This is a genomic window from Pseudozobellia sp. WGM2 (assembly GCF_017810075.1).
Taxonomy (GTDB): domain Bacteria; phylum Bacteroidota; class Bacteroidia; order Flavobacteriales; family Flavobacteriaceae; genus JADNYK01.
The window spans coordinates 102576-122003 of the sequence record NZ_JADNYK010000002.1 but is presented as its reverse complement, the minus strand read 5'-3'; the positions used below and the strand labels follow the sequence as shown (position 1 = coordinate 122003).

16 protein-coding genes are annotated in these 19428 nt (G+C 40.7%); 4 read left to right on the top strand and 12 right to left on the bottom strand.

The window, feature by feature from the left end; translation table 11 throughout:
• Nucleotides 1–18 precede the first annotated feature (18 nt).
• From hemB to hemA, 9 genes are all read right to left on the bottom strand, one after another.
• Nucleotides 19–1008 carry a porphobilinogen synthase gene (hemB, locus tag IV512_RS04160; RefSeq protein ID WP_209400926.1) on the bottom strand — a complete coding sequence of 330 codons (990 nt, stop codon included), beginning with the start codon at nt 1006–1008 and terminating at the stop codon, nt 19–21.
• 112 nt (nt 1009–1120) lie between these two features.
• Nucleotides 1121–1723, bottom strand: coding sequence for a hypothetical protein (locus IV512_RS04155; protein ID WP_209400924.1), 603 nt, complete (start codon nt 1721–1723; stop codon nt 1121–1123).
• Nucleotides 1714–2616: an oxygen-dependent coproporphyrinogen oxidase gene (gene hemF, locus IV512_RS04150; RefSeq protein WP_209400922.1), complete on the bottom strand. Its 903-nt coding sequence runs from the start codon at nt 2614–2616 to the stop codon at nt 1714–1716. Before hemF ends, IV512_RS04155 begins: the two co-directional genes overlap by 10 nt.
• Nucleotides 2617–3243 carry a hypothetical protein gene (locus IV512_RS04145; RefSeq protein ID WP_209400920.1) on the bottom strand — a complete coding sequence of 209 codons (627 nt, stop codon included), beginning with the start codon at nt 3241–3243 and terminating at the stop codon, nt 2617–2619.
• Complete coding sequence (locus IV512_RS04140; RefSeq protein ID WP_209400918.1) at nt 3243–3779, bottom strand: GNAT family N-acetyltransferase; 537 nt, start codon at nt 3777–3779, stop codon at nt 3243–3245. Before IV512_RS04140 ends, IV512_RS04145 begins: the two co-directional genes overlap by 1 nt.
• A gap of 3 nt (nt 3780–3782) precedes the next feature.
• Nucleotides 3783–5135, bottom strand: coding sequence for a TrkH family potassium uptake protein (locus tag IV512_RS04135; RefSeq protein ID WP_209400916.1), 1353 nt, complete (start codon nt 5133–5135; stop codon nt 3783–3785).
• Nucleotides 5136–5144: 9 nt separating this feature from the next.
• Complete coding sequence (gene hemE / locus IV512_RS04130; RefSeq protein WP_209400913.1) at nt 5145–6170, bottom strand: uroporphyrinogen decarboxylase; 1026 nt, start codon at nt 6168–6170, stop codon at nt 5145–5147.
• Between the two features lie 106 nt (nt 6171–6276).
• The gene (gene hemC, locus IV512_RS04125; protein ID WP_209400911.1) at nt 6277–7851 is read right to left on the bottom strand and encodes a hydroxymethylbilane synthase; all 1575 of its coding nucleotides are present in this window, start codon (nt 7849–7851) and stop codon (nt 6277–6279) included.
• On the bottom strand, nt 7848–9104 hold the full coding sequence (hemA, locus tag IV512_RS04120; protein ID WP_209400909.1) for a glutamyl-tRNA reductase: 1257 nt from the start codon (nt 9102–9104) through the stop codon (nt 7848–7850). The genes hemC and hemA overlap by 4 nt, the downstream gene beginning before the upstream one ends.
• Before the next feature lie 204 nt (nt 9105–9308).
• Here hemA and IV512_RS04115 point away from each other — a divergent pair, with 204 nt between their 5' ends.
• Both IV512_RS04115 and IV512_RS04110 read left to right on the top strand, forming a co-directional pair.
• Complete coding sequence (locus IV512_RS04115; RefSeq protein ID WP_209400906.1) at nt 9309–10199, top strand: helix-turn-helix transcriptional regulator; 891 nt, start codon at nt 9309–9311, stop codon at nt 10197–10199.
• A gap of 187 nt (nt 10200–10386) precedes the next feature.
• Complete coding sequence (locus IV512_RS04110) at nt 10387–13182, top strand: fibronectin type III domain-containing protein (protein ID WP_209400904.1); 2796 nt, start codon at nt 10387–10389, stop codon at nt 13180–13182.
• Between the two features lie 175 nt (nt 13183–13357).
• Here the strand turns inward: IV512_RS04110 and IV512_RS04105 are convergent, their stop codons facing one another.
• A complete protein-coding gene (locus tag IV512_RS04105) occupies nt 13358–14194 on the bottom strand; it encodes an N-acetylmuramoyl-L-alanine amidase-like domain-containing protein (RefSeq protein WP_209400902.1) in 837 nt (278 codons plus the stop codon).
• A 113-nt stretch (nt 14195–14307) separates the two neighbouring features.
• Nucleotides 14308–15378, bottom strand: a complete 1071-nt coding sequence (locus IV512_RS04100; RefSeq protein WP_209400899.1) for a mechanosensitive ion channel family protein — start codon at nt 15376–15378, stop codon at nt 14308–14310.
• A 220-nt stretch (nt 15379–15598) separates the two neighbouring features.
• Between IV512_RS04100 and hemH the strand changes: the two genes are divergently transcribed.
• Both hemH and IV512_RS04090 read left to right on the top strand, forming a co-directional pair.
• Nucleotides 15599–16630 carry a ferrochelatase gene (gene hemH, locus IV512_RS04095; protein WP_209400897.1) on the top strand — a complete coding sequence of 344 codons (1032 nt, stop codon included), beginning with the start codon at nt 15599–15601 and terminating at the stop codon, nt 16628–16630.
• 78 nt (nt 16631–16708) lie between these two features.
• Nucleotides 16709–18094, top strand: a complete 1386-nt coding sequence (locus IV512_RS04090; protein ID WP_209400895.1) for an MATE family efflux transporter — start codon at nt 16709–16711, stop codon at nt 18092–18094.
• On the opposite strand, the gene IV512_RS04085 is transcribed toward IV512_RS04090, so the two are convergent.
• Nucleotides 18095–19405, bottom strand: coding sequence for a dienelactone hydrolase family protein (locus IV512_RS04085; RefSeq protein WP_209400893.1), 1311 nt, complete (start codon nt 19403–19405; stop codon nt 18095–18097).
• Nucleotides 19406–19428 lie beyond the last annotated feature (23 nt).

Below are 19428 nucleotides of genomic sequence, written 5' to 3'. Positions count from 1 at the left end.
GGGTTGGTTATTTTATTTTTAGCCTAGCAACTTGACTGCATCTTTGGCAAAATAAGTGGCGATGATATTGGCGCCTGCTCTTTTAATTGCCGTTAATTGTTCCATCACGACCGCATCATGCTCAAGCCATCCTTTTTCGGCTGCAGCTTTGACCATGGCGTATTCACCAGAAACTTGGTAAACAGCAACGGGCACATCGACCTCATTTTTTATCTCCCGTACGATATCTAGGTAGCACAGCCCCGGTTTGACCATGACGATATCGGCTCCTTCATCTATATCCATCTCGGTCTCCTTAATGGCCTCAAACCGATTGGCATAATCCATTTGATAGGTTTTTTTATCCTTAGGAATGTTCTGTATATCTACGGGTGCTGAATCGAGGGCATCTCTAAACGGGCCGTAAAAAGCACTGGCATATTTGGCGCTATAGCTCATAATGGCGGTATTCAAATGACCCTCATCTTCGAGTGCCTCGCGAATGGTAAGTATACGGCCGTCCATCATATCACTGGGCGCTACCACGTCCGCACCCGCATGGGCATGTGATACACTCATTGCTGCAAGAACATCGGCTGTTTCGTCGTTTACTATTTGTCCGTTTTCGATAATACCGTCATGACCGTATGAAGAAAACGGGTCTAAGGCCACATCGGTCATCACTAACATTTCGGGGCATGCATCTTTCACGGTTTTAATGGCCCGTTGCATGAGGCCGTTCGGGTTGAGAGCTTCGCTGCCTTTATTGTCCTTCAAACTGTCATCGACTTTCACAAAAAGCAACACCGATTTTAGGCCCATTTTCCAGAGTTCTTTTACTTCTTTCTTTAAATTATCAAGGCTCAGACGAAAGTAATCGGGCATAGATGCAATCTCTTCCTTAACAGCCTTCCCTTCCACCACAAAAAGTGGGATCAAAAAATCGTTAGGGGTCAAGAAAGTTTCTTGCACCAATTTGCGCATACTGTGAGAAGTTCTCAGACGTCGGTTTCTTCGAAGTGGATACATAAATTACCTGTTCAATTTATCAATTAATTATCTCAAAATTTTCAATGTTGAAAATTACCGTCAATGACCGTAATATCAAAGTTTGAATACTTAAAAGTAATACTAGTTTTAGTTAAAGTGGATTTTCTCTACACCGAATATGTTGAGCTAACTTTTCGCCAAAACCATAAGCCTCCCAAAGCGTGCTGTCTTTTTCTATGGCTAACGGGTCTTGGTTTTCGTGAATGTAGGTTTTAATCGATTTGACCAAGGGGTGTTCTAGACCGCCAATGTCAAGAATGGAGGAGCCCCCCGCAATACTGAAGCCGCCTTCGTACTCGTAGCAAAATACTAGCACTTTATCACCTACGGTTAAATCAAGACCGTAAAAGCAATCGGTAGTTACGTAACCTTGACTGATATATTTTTGAGCGTTCGGATTGTCGATTTTCAATACTTTTTCTACGGCAATGGTACCTCGTTTAGAATGGTACAAAGGGCCTGCATCTTTATTTTCAATTTCTAGGTCAGTAATTGTGCCTACAAAGACTAGGCTGTAATTTTCTCCGCAATACCCGATAAAGGGGCCTGATTCTTCCCACCAGTATGTAAAGGGTACTTGAAGCGTATCTTGGGTAAATTCGATATCTATATCGGTATTCGATTTCGGATTTTTACAAGCGGTAAGGCATAGACATCCAAAGAGAAATGATAGCAACAGAAATCTTACACCCACGCCTTCGGGTTTTTTAATATCTCTATTATGCGCTCTTCTTCACTGCCTTTTTCCGCTTGGTGGTCGTAACGCCATTGCACATGAGGGGGAAGACTCATCAAAATGCTTTCGATACGACCCTTGGTTTTTAGACCGAATAAAGTGCCCTTGTCATGTACAAGGTTGAACTCGACGTAACGACCACGACGAATTTCTTGCCAATCTCTCTGCTTTTGCGTGAAATCGGTATCCTTTCTTTTTAAGACAATCGGAACATAACTATCGAGAAAACTATTGCCTACACCTGTGACAAAATTATACCAGTCTTCGATAGACATGGTATCGGTAATTTTACAATAATCGAAGAAGAGGCCGCCTATTCCTCTAGCCTCATTTCTGTGGGCATTCCAAAAATATTCATCGCACTTTTTCTTGTAAGTGGAATAAAAATCAGGATGATGCTCGTCGCAAACATTTTTGCAGGTTGAATGAAAGTGCGTTGCATCTTCATCGAACAAATAATACGGCGTTAAATCTTGACCGCCACCGAACCATTGATCAACGAGTTTACCTTGCTTATCGTACATTTCAAAGTAACGCCAATTGGCATGTACGGTCGGCACCATGGGGTTCTTCGGATGCAGTACCAAGCTAAGCCCACATGCAAAAAAATCGGCATCATCAACCCCGAAATACTGCTGCATGCTTTTGGGTAGTTCGCCATGAACGCCTGAAATATTTACGCCTCCTTTTTCAAATACGGCACCGTTTTCAATCACTCGGGTTCTTCCACCCCCACCTTCGGGCCTGGTCCATTGATCTTCATGAAATGTGGCCTTTCCGTCAACTTCTTCAACTTTGGAAGTAATGGTATCTTGTAGTTTTTGAATATAATTGAAGAATTTATCTTTCATTTAATTGTGCTTAATAAATGGAGCGCCGAAATTGGCCCGCATGGCAAAGGCCTCGATAATCGCCAATATGCAATGGTAGGCAAAACCGAAAGAAATAGCAACATGGGGCATTTCAACAAAAAGACCCGATGCCCCTGTATCACCAGGATAACCGATAGCGTTCATCTTTTCTGATTGCATACCTCCAACTGGGACATATTCTGCACCGAATGCAAAGGGAAAAATAAGAACAAAATAAGCTAATGCCGCCAATACCGATTTAAAAATGTTCTGTTCCTTTATTTTTTTTGATACATCGGCAAAAGCAAAACGCATTCTATTAAAAATAGCCACTAAATATAGAATCAATATGCTATTGTCTTCCGTAGCAAAATTAAAAGCTAGGGCAAACAGAAGGTAAAAGGGAAAAAGAAAATACAATGAAATCTTTTTTGGCATTACGGCCATAAATACTCCGGAGTGAACCATAATGAATTCAAAAGCCATTAAAAGACTCATTGTAGCTATTTTTGAACCATCATCAATTTGGGGGTATTGCCAAAGTCGATAAAACTGAAAGGCAATGATGATGGTTATCAGTAAACCAGCATATTCAAATTGCCTGTTGAATTTTTCAATAATACGCATTACTCTTCTCTTGAAAGTTCATACAACTGCATATCTAACGGTTTTTCATTAGGGGGTGTATGCTCAGCTTTTAAAACTTTTGTATGGGTAAATCCACATTTTTCGGCTACTCGTATACTGGCATAATTGCTTTCATGGACCAAAATCTCAAGTGTTTTTAGCTGTAATTCCTCGAAGGCAAATTGTGAAATTTGGGTTACGGCCCGACTGGTCCAACCTCGGCCAGTGTATTTCTCTCCTATGCAGTAGGCAATCTCGGCCCGACTCTTTTCTCGGTCAATATTTTTTATAATGATAAGTCCGCAAACTATGCTATCAACACTTTTTCGTAGGGCAAACGTGAATTCAGATTTGTACTCGAACTCTATATTTTTTAGAAGGATGAAGGCTTTCGAAGCTTCTTCGGACTGATTCTGCGCCAAGGTCATGGGAAAAAAGCGAGCAAATCGCTCTTGATTATCGACCATTAGCCGTGAAAGTGTTTGGGCATCTTCAGCAGTAAGCTGATTTAGAAGAAATAACTTGTCTTGAGTCATGGGTTAAACGGCAATATCTTCTTTGAGAGGCTTGTTTTCGGGTGAGTGTCGGTGTTTTGCCCAAATGGCCAGCCCGAAAGTAAGTACACCCAAACGGCCAATGAACATAAGTATAATGATAACCAACTTACCCCAATCTCCCAAATTTCCAGTAATTCCGGTACTGAGTCCGACTGTGCCCAAGGCAGAGGCTACTTCGAAAAGCAAATCTTCTAAATGAAAATCTTCAAGAAAAGAAAGAACAAAAGTTCCTAGGGCAATTAAACTGGTATAGAATATAAAAGATGAGGTAGCCACAAACAGCCTTTCATAAGGAATAATTCTACCGAAAAACGTAATACGGGAATGGTTTCTTAAACGACTTTTCATTATGGCGATTATAGCGGTTAGTGTCGTAATCTTCATTCCCCCGGCCGTACCTGATGGTGATGCGCCGACATACATTAGAAAAATGGTAACGAGAAGCATGGGCATAATGAAATTCCCGTAGTCGACAGTGTTGAAACCAACGGTGGTCATGGCCGACATGCCTTGAAAAAAGGCGGCCCAAATGCGGTCAGTACCTTTCAAAGAACTGATTGTAGGCTCGTAAACATAGAAAAAAACGAAGCCCGATGTCAGCAAAACCAAAGAGCCCATTAGAATAATTTTCGTGGTAAAACTTAGTTGATGCGTTCTTTTCTTTAAGAACAGTGCAAAATCGGTTACTACAATAAAACCCATAGAACCGGCAATGGCCAATACCGAGGTTGTGGTATTGATAAGTCCATTGCCCGTGAAGTTGGCAAATCCGTTTTCAAAAAGACTGAAGCCTGCCGTACAAAATGCGCTAACACTATGAAAGATTGCAAACCAGAGTGTTTCAAACGAACCGAGATTTAGATTTTTGAACGCGAAAAAATAGAGAACAGTGCCCAATGCCTCCATAGCCAAGGTGAAAAAAACCACCGCCTTAAGAAAATCTTTAATTTCAATCGTTTTGGGCAATGTAAACTCAGTTTTGAGTAAATTTTGATGCCAATGGGTCATTTTTCTTGTGGTAGAAAGAATCATGAAAGTGGTAAAGGTAAGGTAGCCGATACCTCCCAATTGAATAAGCACTAATATGATCAATTGCCCAAAGAAGTTATAAGAATCAATAACAGAAACGGTAGCTAGCCCAGTTGTTGAAACGGCTGAGGTAGCTATAAAAAGATTGTCTAAAAAGGCAACCGAGTTTTTATGAAACCATGGTATGCATAATAGTAAGCTACCGATCAACACATAGGTTAAGAAACCGTAGAAAAGATTCTGCTGAGGCGTCAGGCCCAGTTTGAACCGTAGATACTTTCCTGAGATAACACTATAAAGGCTCATATGCTGAGCTTATTGATGGTATTCTTTAACAGCATCAACAAAGGCCTTTGCATTTTCTACTGGAATGTTGGGCAATATACCATGACCCAAATTGACTACGTATTTGTCTTTCCCGAACTCATTGATCATTTGGGTGACCATTTTTTTGATTTCTGACGGAGGCGAGAGTAGTCGTGAGGGGTCAAAATTACCTTGTAACGTGATGTTGCCACCGCTAAGGTAACGGGCATTTTTTGCTGAACAGGTCCAATCTACACCGAGTGCCGACGCTCCTGATTTGGCCATATCACCCAAGGCGAACCAACAGCCTTTTCCGAATACGATAACGGGAGCATCATCTTTCAAGGCATCAATAATCTGCTGAATATATTGCCATGAAAATTCTTGATAGTCAACGGGTGATAACATGCCGCCCCAAGAATCAAAAACCTGAACGGCATTCACACCGGCCTTTACTTTAGCTTTTAAATAGGCGATTGTAGTATCGGTAATTTTCTGAAGTAGGGCATGCGCGGCTACGGGATCGGTAAAGCAGAATTCTTTAGCTTTATCAAAGGTTTTGCTGCCTTGGCCTTGTACACAGTAGCACAGAATGGTCCACGGTGAGCCCGCAAACCCGATTAAAGGAATATCATCGTTCAACTTTTCTTTGGTAGCCTTTATGGCCTGCAACACATAATCTAAGGCTTCATCTACATCGGGAACTATAACATTATCTACATCTTTCTGCGACCGGATAGGATTTGGAAGGTAGGGCCCGAAGTTGAGTTTCATCTGTACTTCGATATTCATTGCTTGTGGAATCACCAAAATATCGGAGAATAATATGGCGGCATCCATACCATAACGTCTAATGGGCTGAACGGTAATTTCAGAAGCCAGTTCGGGGGTTTGACAGCGCGTAAAGAAATCATATTTTTTTTTGATTTCCATAAACTCCGGAAGATAACGACCTGCTTGACGCATCATCCAAACGGGTGGTCGTTCAACAGTTTCCCCTTTTAACGCCCTCAGGAATAAATCATTTTTTATCATGGTTCTTTAGTTACTAGTGCTTAGTTAGAAGTCAATAGTTTTAAGTTGGTAGCAAAGTGCTGTTTCTCATACCCATCAATACGCTGTTTACTCTGCTAAACCCTCGTTAGTAGGCAGAGTTTACCAACTCAACCACACTTTCGACCGTTGGAATCTTGGCCACACGTACATCGGCAAAGTGCTTTCGTGCTTCAGTTGCCGTAGTTTCCCCTATACAGTATGCTACCTTATCAGATGTGTTTTTCAATAAGTAACTTTCAACGGTAGACGGACTAAAAAACAGGATGCCCTCTACATCTTCATCTACTTCTGCAGGTGCATGTTTTGTCGTATAGGCTTCCACTTCATTGACCGCGATATTATTTTCTTCCAACACATCTGGAAGGTCATCTAGTCGCAAATTGCTACAAAAATAAGTGACCTCTGTACCGTCGATAAATTCTACCAAGTGCTCCGCTAGTTTTTTGGCACTCTTTTCTTGATGTTTCACGGGGCCTATTCTACGTTCAATAAGACGCTTGGTTTTTCGGCCTACGCAATATATGTTTTCAAATTGAAGTTCATCGATAGACACTTGCGTCAAAAGTGATTCTACAGCATTCTTACTGGTCAGAATTACATTCTGGTGTTTATTTTTCAAAATCTTTTTGGAAATCCGGTTCGGAGACACCTTGATAAAATCTTCACCCTTGACCTTTATATCATTTTTGAACAATTGCATTTGGTTGGGAGTCAGGTTCTTGGTAGAGAATATATGGGTTCGAAGTGTGCCTTCATGAGTTTGGCTTACCAATAGTTTTCCGCCACGGGCGAGAATACTGTTGGCACAATCTCTACCCAATTGTTCATGCTTACCAAGTGGAGCGGAGAATTCTGCTTCCAATTTTTTCTTTCCATCCACAGAGAGCAAGACACCTTTGAGGGTAACCTTGTTATCTTCGTCGATAGTAGCGTGAGCACCTATAGGGGCGGAGCAACCGCCCTCTAGAACACGCAAGAATTCACGCTCTAATTTTGTACAAACATCGGTTGTTTCATGATTTAAGGTGGCACAGGCATCAAGAACAAAATCATCATTTTCTAGAGCTACGACCATTACTGCACCTTGTGCCGGTGCGGGTACCATCCAGGTAAGTCCGATCGTATTTTCAGGTTCTAGCCCGATGCGCTCGATGCCTGCAGCGGCAAAGATAGCACCGTTCCATTCGTTGTTTTGAAGTTTTTCGTAACGACTGTTGACGTTACCACGTAAATCCACAACGGTATGGGTCGGGTAGCGGTTGAGCCACTGAGCTTTTCTTCGCAAACTTCCCGTGGCAATTATGCCTTCACGTTCAGCAAGAAATTCTTCGTTGTTCTTATAAGCTAGAATATCGAAATGATTTCCGCGCTCAAGAACAGCAGCTTGAACGATACCTTTTGGTAAGGCGGTAGGCACATCTTTCATGCTGTGCACGGCGATGTCAATTTCGCCCTTTAGCATGGCGACATCTAGCGTTTTGGTGAATATGCCAGTAATGCCCAATTCGTACAAAGGCTTGTCAAGAATAAGGTCGCCAGTTGATTTTACGGGTACAAGTGTAGTGCTAAAACCTAAGGCTTCAAGCTTGTCCTTTACGGTATTGGCCTGCCATAACGCTAATTCGCTATCGCGGGTACCGATTCGGATGACTTTGCTCATGGAGTTTCTATTTCGAGTTGAAAAACTTTTTGAATAAGTTCAAGACTGGTGTCTGCATCGACATCACCGTCTTTGAGGTGATTGGCAAATTGTTTGGTAATTTTTTGAATGATGCGGGTAGAGATTACCTCGGCATGTTGTTCGTTAAAGTCAGATAATTTTTTAGATTGATAATCCATCTCTTCGTCTTTCATCGTCCTTAGCTTCTTGTTGAGGGCCTTAATGACGGGTGCGAACTTTCGGGTTTCGAGCCATTGGATAAAATCATGCTTTACCTCTTCGATAATTTCCTCAGCTTCGGGTATAAAACGCTTTCTACGCTCTAAAGTGTCATCGGTAATCTGTGAAAGATGATCTAAATGAACCAAGGTTACATTTTCCTTTTCCGAAACATTGTCCGCCACATTTTTAGGAATGGAAAGGTCTAGGATCAAAAGTGGTTTTTTGGTGTAAATGAGTTCTTTTGATATAGTAGGTGACTGGGCACTGGTGGCCACGATCAGTACATCGGTATTTCTTATTTCCGTTTGAAGATCGCCATAATCTTTGACGATAAGATTGAACTTGCCCGCAATTTTTTCCGCTTTGTTCTTGGTGCGGTTAATCAGGGTAATGTGATTGTTTTTAGTATGCTTGATGAGGTTTTCACAAGTATTACGCCCAATTTTACCAGTGCCGAATAGTAAAATATTCTTTTCTGATACCTCAGGAACGTTTTCCATAATATACCTTACCGAAGCAAAAGCGACAGAGGTGGCACCCGATGATATTTCGGTTTCATTCTTAATGCGCTTACTGGCCTGTATCACCGAATTGCACAGTCTTTCTATAAAAGGATTGGCAATGCCGAATTTTTTAGAACGTGCGAAACTTTGTTTTAGTTGGCTGATAATTTCAAAATCACCTAAGATTTGACTGTCTAGCCCTGTGCCAACTCTAAATAGGTGGCTAATGGCATCTTTGTTCTTGAAAACATACGCTACCTCTTGAAATTCTTCAACAGAGCCAATGGCATTGTCACAAAGAAGCTTAATCAATTGAAATGGGTGCTGGGCAAAACCGTGTAGTTCGGTACGATTACAAGTAGATGTAACTAAAAGACCATCAATGCCTTGGGCCTTGGCCTGCATTAAAACCTGATCTATAGCGGTAGGGTCTAGGCTAAATTTGCCGCGGACTTCGGCATCGGCCTTTTGGTAACTTAGACCAATGGTGTAGAACGAGTTATGTTTTGAAATGTGGTAATCTTTCATGAAAGCCTTCAAAGCGGGAACAAAAATAAAGGGCTATTGCCTATAAAAATAACGTTAGCGGTACAATTAATGTCGTTTCGGGTTTTTTTAGATGTATTAAGATGTAAATCCGCTGAAAACCAATATTTTTGTAGTAAATACTACGCTTCACGAATTATCTATTTAGAAGCGTTCTAAATAAATTGATCTTAAATTGTTTGGCTTATGGCTGATAAAAATGTCGCTGAAGGTTCGTTTCAAGAAGTTTTAATCGAAGATGGTTTTTTTGTGCTGAAGATTCAAAACGATGGGGCGCAGATACAGAAGGTAGTACGAGATATCAATAGTTCGTTCATTCAATTTCATTTTTGTCTAAAGGGCAGTGCCAAATTTATTTTCAATGATGGGCGTTATGCTCTAGACGTGTCGGAAGAGAATTCACTTTTGCTGTATAATACTCAAATGGATTTACCGATGAACCTAGAACTTAATCCCAATTCATGGTTGGTTTCAGTGGTGATGACCATACGTAAATTCCATTCGCTTTTCTCAAAAGAAGCCGATTATATCCCTTTTCTTAGTGCAGATAATAAAGACAAGAAATACTATTCTCAAGAGGGTGTGAGCCCTGCTATTGCAGTGATCTTAAGTCAGGTGATGAATTACAACCTGCATCCATCTATAAAAGAACTATACATTAAGGGCAAAGTGTACGAACTTATCGCTCTTTATTTTAATAAAAGTGACGATGCCGATATAGAACAGTGCCCTTTTCTTGTGGACGAAGATAATGTAAGACGTATCCGCAAAGCAAAAGAAATTATTATTTCGAGAATGGCAGAACCACCAACACTTAGCGAACTATCGGAAGAAATAGGGCTGTCGCTCAAAAAACTAAAAGAGGGCTTTAAACAGATTTACGGTGATTCGGTCTTTAGTTTTCTTTTTGATTATAAAATGGAGTATGCCCGAAAAATGCTGGAAACTGGTCAGCATAATGTTAATGAAGTGGGACTAAAAGTGGGGTATAGTACGGCGAGCCATTTTATTTCGGCTTTTAAAAAGAAGTATGGTACTACACCCAAGAAATATTTAATGGCGCTGGCGAATGGCTAAATCTTGAAAAAAAGTTATATGTTCACTTTTTTTGATGATTAGTTGCTGATTTTCAATTATTTCAGCGCCAAATTATTTTTTCGTCAAAAAAATTCGCTATAAGGTTCATTTTTATCGATGAAATTCAGACCTTCGTATTCCGAGAAACTATAGCTTGGTATTTATCCCCTAAACCCTCCACTTGAGAATGAAAGAAAGACCTTTCTTTGGCCTGCTTTCCCTAACACTTATTTTATTGTCCATACTTTTTTTTGCCGCATGCGAAAAAGACGAAGAGGTAGTTCCTGAGTCGGTAGTCAAGCCCGATAGGGTTGCCCCTGAGCCTCCAAGAAAATTGATAGCCACAGATATTACCGATTCTTCGGCAGTCGTATCATGGCAAAGGGCAAAAGACAATATCAAGGTAAAAGATTACGTAGTTTTCCGCGATAGCACCGAAGTTTTCCGTGATACGGTTACTACTTATCTAGCTAATAAATTAGAGCCTGAGACGTCATACATGTTTTCAGTTCGTGCTACCGATGATGCCGGTAACATCTCTGATTTCAGCGAAGCGGTCGAGATAGTAACTAAGGCGGCGGACACTATTGACATTGATAGTTTAAACCCTTATAGTTTGATATTGTTAAGACCGAAACTAGAACTGGATAGTGTTTCTTCTACATCTGTTTATCTGAGCTGGAAATCGCAATCAAGTACCTCGGCAATCGAAGAGTATCGAATCTACCAAGACAGCACCCACTCGGTTTCTTTGGTCAAGAACAATTATTCCGTTGAAAATTTAACTCCTGAAAAAGCCTACTCTTTTTGGGTTGTGGCTGTTGATGCGGAAGGAAAGGAAACAAAACCAAGTAATGTTATAGATGTTTTGACCTTGGCGGAAGAACAGAAAGATACGATTGCACCTCCTGCGCCTACGGGATTAAAATTTGATGAGATTACGACTCATACGATAGATTTATCGTGGCAGCCTTCGGCAGATAGTTTAGAGGTTGTAGCCTATGGCATTTATAATGATACGCTGCTGCTGACCACCACTGAAGAAAACGCTTTTCAAATTCAAGATTTGGAGCCTAATACTGAATATAATTTTAGTGTTACCGCTTGGGACGAAGCTGAAAATGAATCTAAACCTTCCGATATTTTAACGGTTACGACTGAAAAGGAAGATGAGATGGACAACGATTCGTTATCGCCCGGCCCTCCCATAAATTTAAAAATTATCGAGGTCACAAGCGACATAGTGCACTTTGAGTGGGAAAGCCCTTCGGATAGCATGAAGGTTGATGAATATCGAATTTATCAAGATGAAGTACTTGTTGGCAATACTACCGAAACGAAATTTCAAGTATCTGAATTGATTGCCAACACAGAGTATCACTTTGCCGTGACCACGGTAGATGAGAAAGACCAAGAGTCAATTCTTAGCGAAGCCTTAGTAGTAACTACGGATGCTAATGAAGAACGCCCCGCACCTCTTACGGTTCCCAAGAATTTGTCTACTTCTGATATCTCACCTACCTCTCTAGAGCTAAGTTGGGAAATAGACCAAGACTCGATAAGTTCTATTGAATTTAAGGTCTATCAAGATGGAACATTTTTCGCAACAGTTTCTGAATCTCGAATTGAGGTTTCAGGGTTGTCACCGAACTCCGAATATAGTTTTTCAGTTTCTACGATAGATGAAAATAACAATGAATCGGAGAGAAGTAATCCACTGACCGTATCAACAAAGGAAGAAGACAAACCCGCAATCGACACAACCGCCCCTAGCGTGCCCCGAGATTTGGTAGCGGGAGAGGTTACTGAAACTTCAATCGATTTAAGCTGGAGCCCTTCAACGGATAGTGTAGGCGTTACCGGTTATAAAATCTATCAGAACGGAAGTTTTATAGCTTCCGTCAAAGAAGTTAATTACGGGGTTGATGGCCTCGCAAGTAGCACTGAATATTCTTTTTCGGTTTCGGCTTTTGACGCTGCAGAGAATGAATCTCAACTTAGTGAAGCGTTGATTGCTTCTACACGTAAAGAAGTTGTGGTAGATGACACGCCGCCTTCTGTACCTCAAAATTTAAGTGTGCAAGAAACTACCCAAACTACCGTAAGTTTGGTTTGGGAGCCGGCTTCTGACGATTTTGGGGTCTCAGGCTATATTGTCTATCAAGATGGTGAAAGCATTTTGACCACGACATCTACAGCATATCAGGTCACTGGATTGACTCCTCAAACTACCTATCGGTACAAAGTTTCGGCATTTGATGGAGAAAATAATGAGTCTGGCCAAAGTTTGGGCGTATCGGCCTTGACCCTAAAAGAAGAACCTCAAGAAACATCAGATAAAATTTTGGTATTTACCAAAACAGCAGCATTTAGGCACGGCTCTATTGAAAAAGGCGTGGCTACTTTTCAAGCTTTGGGTCAAACCAATGATTTTGAAGTGGTACAGACGGAAAATAGTGGAGATTTCAACATAACTAACCTTTCTCAATATAAAGTAGTGGTCTTTTTAAATACAACAGGAGATGTACTAAACATTACCCAGCAAGCAGCCTTTGAAAATTATATTCAATCAGGAGGGAGTTTTATGGGAGTGCATGCCGCTACTGATACCGAATACGATTGGCCTTGGTACGGAGAATTGGTCGGTGCCTACTTCAACGGGCACCCAAGTATTCAAGAAGCCACTTTGAATGTGGTCGACCAAAATCACAAATCTACTACCCATTTACCAAGCATATGGAATCGAAGTGAAGAATGGTATAATTTTAAAGATATCTATTCAGGTATTATTCCATTAATCATGCTTGATGAAAGCAGTTATAATGGTGGTACTAATGGAGAAAACCATCCTTTTTCATGGTATCATGAATTCGATGGTGGAAAATCATTTTATACGGGCGGAGGGCATTCTAATTCGTCTTATGACGAGCCTGAATTTAGGCAGCACCTCTTAGGCGGGCTCTTCTATTGTTTGGGTCGATAAAACTCAGTGCAAAAGTAAAAAACCGACTTGTGAGTCGGTTTTTTAAATCTGAATAATCCATCTTTTTGAATTACTGATGGATGAGATTACCCATTCTTTCGGTATATGGTGAAATTTATTGGTTTTGATGGATTATCTAATCTACGAATAGACTACTTGGTTTAATAAAGTGGACTTACAATGGCCGGGCAACCATAATGCCGGTATTCTTTTTGATGCCTTTTAGGTATTCTGCTAGGGGCTTTTTAGATACTTCTACTTCCATGGGTCCTGTAGAGGCATGCAGCAAATGAATCCGGCCATCTTTTTCTCTGGTAGCAAACCCGGTATGGGTGATATCCAATCCGTTAATGGATGTTGTCAAAGCAATAATATCTCCACTTTTAATAAGATGTTCGTTAGCGACAATTTGGTCCTGAGGTAGAATACAAATACTTTGATCGTTCAGGTAAGCTTCGGATGCTTTAATTTTTTCAAAGTTCTCATCCTCCGAAAGGAAAGGATATAAACCTCTATGAGTGCTCATAAAGTTGATATCCTTTTTAATTTCTTTGCCTCCGATTTCAGAGGTAATGTCTTTTATCAGACCTTTCTTTTCGTTGTTGGCAATCCATTCTGAAAAGTAATGTAGTCGGGAGGCATATCCTACCAATTCCCCATCTTTATATCGAATGGTTTCAAGAGTTCCAACAAAGTCATCAAAGTTGGTTTTACCTTGCCTCAAAAGTGTTCCAAAGGCCAATACGTTTTCTACATAAGTGGTGCAGTCCAGTCCCTGTAGATTTACGACCAAGGTTTCGGTATCGCCAATTTCAAGAGTTTTGGCAACATAGGGGGTTTTAAGAAAGGTTTTGCCAATGGTGATTAACGTCTTGCCAAAATCATCTTTCAGAAGCCCATCGATTTCTTTCATTTTTTCCTCTACGGCCTTCTTATCAGCTGGTGAACAGGTAATTTGTTGGGCGCTCGATAATTGAATAACAAGAAGCAATAAAAAGGTGGCTATCCTCATTGATTGGATGTTTGCGTAAAAATAAGCAATTCCACAACGAAAGTTTTATATGGTTTTTAAAACAGACTGAATTCCGTTAGTATGGATTATCGCTTCTTCAATACGCTATCAATTTATTTTTCTTTTTCCACAGCCAAAGAGCTTTCAAAACTGACTCGGGTACGAGCTAAACTCTGGGGGTAATTTTGCTGCAAAAAAGTGATTAATTTTTCTCGCACATGTACCCTAAGATCCCAGGCAGTAGATGAATCTTTGGCACTAACAAGCGCCCTAGTTTCTACATAGTTGGCTTTTGTATCGGTTACCTGTAAAACATTCACCTCTTTATCCCATAGGTCTGTTGACTCTAAAATTCGAGTCAGCTCTTTACGCAGAGCATCGAACGGAACATTATAATCGGTGTAGAGAAAGACCGTTCCGAGTATATCGGCAGATGATTTGGTCCAGTTTTGAAAGGGTTTTTCGATAAAATAAGTGGTGGGTACTATTAACCTTCTCTTGTCCCATATCTTAACCACAACGTAGGTAAGCATTATTTTTTCGATGCGGCCCCACTCACCCTCCACTATCACGACATCATCGATTTTGATGGGTTGGGCAATGGCAATTTGAATACCTGCCAATATGGTGCCTATCAATTTTTGGGCGGAAAAACCGATAATGATACCTGCAACCCCTGCCGAGGCAAATATGCTCACGCCGATTTCCCTGATACCCTCAAAGCTCATTAAGGCGATACCTATTGCAAGAATAATAACTATAAAAATTATGATGCGCTCTAGAATATTGAATTGCGTAGTGACTTTTCGGGCCTTAAAATTATCGCTTGATTGTAAATCGTATTTACCAACAACATGATGCTTAATTACTTTAATGGCACTTAAGATTAACCATGTGAAAGCAAAAATGAACAGTAGCGTACTCGATTTTCGAAACCAGTACATATAATCTTGTAGCCCAAGAAGGTTGCGAAGTGATTCTAACCGAATAAAAATAGAAAACAAAATAAGTGCTATTGGGGCACTGACCGTTTTTACTGTTTCTAAGGGAATCAGGTATTTAGGATTCTTGCCTAATCGTTTAATTACTCGCAGGAGCACAAAATATGCGATAAAAAGTACAGCAAGGGTACTTAACAAATACAAGAATGAGTTGCTGTTTATATCGATATATTCATTCAACATATTGTTTTCTTTTGTGCCTAAAGAATACTAAAAATCTTGCGTTTGTGTACCACATTTATCTTAAAATTGATGTTAACTATGGTATCATCAAAAAGTATTTCCTTATTCTGTCAATATGATTGACAATCAACCATTATTTTTGCAGTTGGAAACAGCATTTTCTTCGTTTGTTCGTATAGAAAGGGTTTGATGTAAAAGGAAGTGCAGTATAATTCAAAAGATGAAAGGAGTTTTACTCGTTAATTTGGGTTCCCCTGATAGCCCAACGCCAAAAGATGTTAAGCCGTATCTCGACGAATTCTTGATGGATGAGCGTGTGATCGATGTAAACAAGGTTTGGCGAAATATATTGGTCAGAGGCATTATTTTGCAGTCCAGACCAAAGAAATCGGCCGAAGCATATGCTAAAATTTGGTGGGATGAAGGTTCTCCACTAATCGTTATATCTGAACGATTTACAGAAAAACTGAAAACCCAAACCGAGATGCCAGTTGCATTGGGTATGCGCTATGGCTCTATGACTATAAAAAAAGCGCTTCAAGAGTTACATGATAAAGGTGTAGATGATGTGCTATTGGTACCTTTGTACCCGCATTACGCTATGTCATCTTTTGAAACGGTAGTGGTCAAAGCGATGGAAGAACAAAAACAGTTTTTCCCTCATATTAAACTGACCACCTTACAGGCATTTTATAAAAATCCAGATTACATCAAAGTGCTATCGCAACTGATTGCCGAAGAACTCAAAGACTTTGAATACGATCATATTCTGTTTTCTTATCACGGTATTCCCGAGCGGCACGTGCGCAAGTCTGACCCGACCAATTTTCACTGTAAAATCGATGGTAGTTGTTGTAGTACGAACTCCGTGGCACATAACACATGCTATCGACACCAAGTTTATGACACCACAGAATTGGTCAAGGCTGAACTTGGCCTATCTGAAGAAAAGGTGAGTTCTTCATTTCAATCAAGATTGGCAGGCGATCCATGGTTAAAGCCCTATACCGATTATGAGTTCGAGCGTTTTCCGAAGGAAGGAAAAAAACGATTGGCGGTCATAACTCCCGCTTTTGTCTCCGATTGCTTAGAGACTTTGGAGGAGATAGCTATGGAAGGAAAAGAACAGTTTCTAGAAGCTGGTGGTACCGATTATAAGCATATTCCATGTTTGAACGATAACGACGCATGGGTAGAACTTATGGGTAAATGGGTCAATAATTGGCAAGAAACCGGTGCGTTGCCCAGCTAGTGTAAACTTTTTTGTAAAGTAAAATAAAGTCATAGTCTTTTTATGAAAACCAAGCATTAAGTACGATTCAAGATATAGATGGCAAAAGTTTCTGCAGAACAACTCGGGTCTGAACCTATAGGTAAACTTCTGGTTAAGCAGGCCGTACCTGCCTCTATCGGTATTTTGGTGATGTCGCTCAATATTTTGGTCGATTCTATTTTTGTAGGTAATTGGATCGGTGCCATTGCCATTGCTGCCATCAACGTAGTTCTGCCCGTTTCTTTTTTTATTGGGGCCTTGGGCATGGCCATCGGTATTGGTGGGTCTAGTATTATTTCAAGGGCCTTAGGTTCGAACAATCATGCAAAGGCCGTCAAAACGTTTGGTAATCAAATTACGCTGACCTTTTTGATTACGATCACGATGGCGGCACTCGGACTCTATTTTACCGATAATTTGATTCCTGCTTTTGGTGGTAAGGGGTCGATTTTTGACCTGGCCAAGATATATTATACTATCGTACTATATGGCATTCCGTTTTTAGCTTTTAGCATGATGGGAAACACCGTGATTCGTGCGGAGGGCAAACCTAAATTCGCCATGATCGCCATGATCATTCCTTCGGTGGGCAATCTAATTTTAGACTATGTATTTATATACATTTTCGATTGGGGAATGCATGGGGCAGCTTGGGCAACCACGGGCGGATATATATTGTGCTTTGCGTATATCGCTTACTTCTTTTTCTCTAAAAAATCAGAACTTAAGTTCACCGCTCAAAGTTTAAGGCTTGACCTACCGATTATTAAAGAAATTGGGTCTTTAGGTTTTGTGACCTTGGCCCGACAGGCCACAACTAGTGTGGTTTATCTCTTAATGAACAATATTCTTTTTGGCTTTGGAGGAGAGTCGTTGGTCGCAGTGTACGGTATTATCGGTCGTATGCAGATGTTCGCACTATTTCCCGTGTTTGGGGTGACCCAGGGTTTTTTACCTATTGCAGGGTTTAATTATGGCGCTAAAAAATACCAAAGAGTACGAAAATCGATTAATACGGCAATAAAATATGCTTCACTGTTGGCTGCCATTGTATTTATTCTACTAATGGTTTTTCCACAAGAGATAGCGTCTCTTTTTTTAAGTGACAGGGCAGACCAGTCTGCAGCCGATCTGGCCATGAATACTTTCGTGCTCGAAAATATTCCAACGGCCATGCGGTTGGTTTTCGCCGCCGTACCAATTATAGCTTTACAATTAATAGGGTCTGCTTATTTTCAGGCCATCGGAAAGGCAGTACCTGCGTTTCTTCTAACCCTAACACGACAAGGCTTCTTTTTTATTCCTTTGATATTGATTTTGCCCAACTATTTCGATGAACTTGGGGTTTGGCTTTCTTTCCCGATTGCCGATGCTCTTGCCACCATTGTTACCGGTATTTACTTATGGAGGGAAGTGAGAAGAACCCTCGTGCCTAAATCTTAATTAATTTGCTTTCTCGGCATATATTAATTCCATTCCCGTAGATGACCTCGGCTTAAAGCCCGGCCAGTCTTTTTCATTGGAGTTTTTCGAAATATTCAAATATTCAGTATAATCCTTTCCTTTTAAATAGGTACCCAAAAATGCGGTTACAAAATGTTGGTTGATATTATTGATTTTACGTTGATCCCAAGAAGGTTCTGCATACCGATAATATTCATCAAGACTTAGACCGGGCTGCAGCGCTTCGGCGGGTGGTGGATTGGGCGCTACATTATGCCTGGCATTTTTATAGGTCAGCAGATAACGGTCTGTATTTACACTTCCTTCATATATTGCCTTTATTCCTTTTTCATAACCCGAAATGTCATCTTGGTCCCCTGCTACAAAGAATGTGGGTGTTTGTAACCCTTTTAACCCATCTAAATCCCAAACCCCACGCTCCATGCCCCAAGGTGCAAAAGCCACTACGGCCTTGATTCTTTCATCTTTTTGACTCTTGTATTCTGGGTTGCTGGCAACCAAATCAGTTATAGCTTTACTACCTCCTGTCATTTGGGCAAAAAATGCGGTAAGTCCGTCACTATACCCAGCTCCGGCCACGTTGAGTACACCGTAACCGCCCATAGAATATCCTACAATGCCAATAGTATTGCTGTCTATGTTTTTGGCCCAAGCTTCATTTGGCTTTTTCTTCTTCAAAGCTGCCATTTCATTGATTACGAATTTGATGTCTTTAGCTCTGTTCAGTAGTGTACTGTAAAAAGCATTTGCATCTCTGAAAGTAGAGTCGGTGTGGTCGATAGCGACCACTATGTAGCCTTTCGAGGCTAAATTTTCGGTCAAATAGGTCATTAAGTATCTAGACCCGACATAACCATGCGAAACGACAATTAATGGATAAGGTTGAGAAGTTTTGGTGGGTTCTGCATCCCTAAAAGCCCTTCCTTTAAACTGAAAAGGAATGATAGGGCGCAAAGAATCACCACGGGTACCCATAACCTCTTCATAAGTAATATCGGCTGTAGTACTTGATGAATCATCCGCCGGATACCAGACTTCTACGCTCAACGGTCGGTCATATCTTACTTCTTTACCATCTTTTGAATTAAGTATGTCTATTTGGTTCGGGTTCACAAGTTGCAACGTTCGTACGCCAACCTTAAATTCACCTCGAGCGGATAGAACAGGGGCGTCGGGTAATGGGTCTCCATAAAGAAATTCTTGACTACTTACGTGAAGTGTAGTTAGAAAAGATAAGAAAACTAAAAATGAACTAACCCGACCGGGGTTTATTGGAACTTTGATTTTCATAAGCGGTAGAATTGAGTTGATTT

Excerpts from the sequence above, each read along its gene's own strand:
- hemB (WP_209400926.1), bottom strand. The coding sequence starts at position 1,008 with ATGTATCCACTTCGAAGAAACCGACGTCTGAGAACTTCTCACAGTATG.
- hemF (WP_209400922.1), bottom strand. The coding sequence starts at position 2,616 with ATGAAAGATAAATTCTTCAATTATATTCAAAAACTACAAGATACCATT.
- IV512_RS04145 (WP_209400920.1), bottom strand. The coding sequence starts at position 3,243 with ATGCGTATTATTGAAAAATTCAACAGGCAATTTGAATATGCTGGTTTA.
- IV512_RS04140 (WP_209400918.1), bottom strand. The coding sequence starts at position 3,779 with ATGACTCAAGACAAGTTATTTCTTCTAAATCAGCTTACTGCTGAAGAT.
- IV512_RS04135 (WP_209400916.1), bottom strand. The coding sequence starts at position 5,135 with ATGAGCCTTTATAGTGTTATCTCAGGAAAGTATCTACGGTTCAAACTG.
- hemE (WP_209400913.1), bottom strand. The coding sequence starts at position 6,170 with ATGATAAAAAATGATTTATTCCTGAGGGCGTTAAAAGGGGAAACTGTT.
- hemC (WP_209400911.1), bottom strand. The coding sequence starts at position 7,851 with ATGAGCAAAGTCATCCGAATCGGTACCCGCGATAGCGAATTAGCGTTA.
- hemA (WP_209400909.1), bottom strand. The coding sequence starts at position 9,104 with ATGAAAGATTACCACATTTCAAAACATAACTCGTTCTACACCATTGGT.
- IV512_RS04115 (WP_209400906.1), top strand. The coding sequence starts at position 9,309 with ATGGCTGATAAAAATGTCGCTGAAGGTTCGTTTCAAGAAGTTTTAATC.
- IV512_RS04110 (WP_209400904.1), top strand. The coding sequence starts at position 10,387 with ATGAAAGAAAGACCTTTCTTTGGCCTGCTTTCCCTAACACTTATTTTA.
- IV512_RS04105 (WP_209400902.1), bottom strand. The coding sequence starts at position 14,194 with ATGAGGATAGCCACCTTTTTATTGCTTCTTGTTATTCAATTATCGAGC.
- IV512_RS04100 (WP_209400899.1), bottom strand. The coding sequence starts at position 15,378 with ATGTTGAATGAATATATCGATATAAACAGCAACTCATTCTTGTATTTG.
- hemH (WP_209400897.1), top strand. The coding sequence starts at position 15,599 with ATGAAAGGAGTTTTACTCGTTAATTTGGGTTCCCCTGATAGCCCAACG.
- IV512_RS04090 (WP_209400895.1), top strand. The coding sequence starts at position 16,709 with ATGGCAAAAGTTTCTGCAGAACAACTCGGGTCTGAACCTATAGGTAAA.
- IV512_RS04085 (WP_209400893.1), bottom strand. The coding sequence starts at position 19,405 with ATGAAAATCAAAGTTCCAATAAACCCCGGTCGGGTTAGTTCATTTTTA.